Raw genomic sequence first — 1,796 nt, 5'->3', positions numbered from 1 at the left:
CTTATTGCAATCTCTTTGTACACCTTTTTCTCTTTCTGCTCGGTTTCTTTAAGCTGTTCTTCTAATTTGCCTAACTCTCCCTTTTTATCTTTGATGATATGTGCAAACCCTTCTTTTTCTGGCAACTCCAGCAATTGTGGGGTAATATTTGTTGGCAGCCCTTCAAAACGATATTTTTTGTATTGAATTTTAATGGAATCGTTATCTTCTTTAGGTTTCTTTTCTTTCTTTTTTAAATTAAGCTTTGGTTTTTTAAGCCCGAATGCATAATTGTACCCAAAAGTTGCGGTAAACTCACTTAACTGCCCATTGTTACCCCCGTTTCTAAACAACTGTATGGCATTCAAATTAAAATTATGTCGCTCTTTTAAGGTATAGGTAACTGCTCCTCTTAGATTGATTACATTGGTATTAGATGTAGCACTGGTAGAACTGTTGTAGCCCGAGGATAACCGTACATTCAATGTTTTTTCAAAATATCGTTTCCCTACACTTATGGTGGGTCCCCAAGTGGTAGACTCTTCTCTTCCTATAGTGTTATACGTACCATTAACCGAAGTGCTGATGTTCAGGTTTCTTTCTGAAAAATCTATGGTATGCCCTATATTCATATTATGAAAGGTAGAAGCATCGCCTAATCGCACTACGCCTCCTTGCTCGTTAGATACATCGTTTAATGCATAATTGGCAGTAAGGTTTTGCCTGGATGTTTTTTTATTAGAAAGCACATAGCTTATCGTTGCTGTTGCGGTTTGGGAGAGTTGCTTATAATCCAGTTCTTCTATCTGCTCGTCTAACAGATCGGCATCATTAATTTCGTCAAACTGATTGGGTTTGATATTGGTAAAGGTGCTAAAGTTAGAGTACGATCCTGAGATATTCAATCTCTCGGACAAGGCAAGGGTAGCGTTTAAAGAACCTACAGTACGATTGGTGTTATTGGCTTTTAAATTATCCAGATCATCCCGTTGGTACCCAATATTAAGTGCCAAGGTTAGCCTGTCTCTAAAAAAGGTATTAGAGGCATCCAGAGTAATGTTTTCGAAATCGTTGTTAAAATAATACGCTCCCAAAGTCTCATATCCCGGATCGATACGCTCGTATCCTAATCCAAGATTCACTCGTCCTATACCATATCCTAAGCGTGTTTTAACAGCGTTATAATATTCGGTAGAGGTACGGTTATTAAATAATACTGCAATAGGAGCTGATTCGATACTTTCGCTCTCTTCTGCTCTGGTATCTTTAGTGATCGCGGTAGATGCGTATTCTGCTTGCAGACTAAAACTTTTTCCCAGTTTAACTTCTCCTTCTACACTTACTACTAAATTTTCCTGCGGTAAGACTCCTTTGGCTTCAGGGATAGAGTCTATAGAGTTTGGGTTGTCTTTGGCATAAAAACCAATAAGCCCTATTTTATATCGTTCTTTTTCTACACTGGTTTTTAACCCATATCCCATACGGCTGAATGCGGGAACGGTTCTGGGATCTCCATCATCTGGAGTAGCTTTTAGCAATTGCCCAAACATGGCACTTATTTTAACGGATCCTGGTGGAGTTAAATCTACTCCTCCTCCTGTAAATTGATGCCCGCTCAGGGTATATGGAGAAAAGGTCATACTTACATTACCTATATGCCCTGTGATCCATTTATATTTGGGGTGCAGGCTTATTCTATTAAAATCAAAAGGTAACTGGTAGCCTAAGTTCTCTCCCTGATTAGAAAAACTATACGATATGGGTAAGGAAAAACTGTAAATGTTTATGTTAAGTGCGCCTTGTAAAAAATAGGTATA

General features: G+C 38.4%; 1 protein-coding gene. It reads right to left on the bottom strand.

Annotated elements, in window-relative coordinates:
• A partial coding sequence (locus ACZIYX_RS23905) for a hypothetical protein (protein ID WP_462684770.1) occupies positions 1–1,796 on the bottom strand: 1,796 nt, incomplete at both ends.

It is taken from the genome of Aquimarina sp., from assembly GCF_977115655.1.
This window is presented reverse-complemented; position numbering and strand designations above follow the sequence as displayed.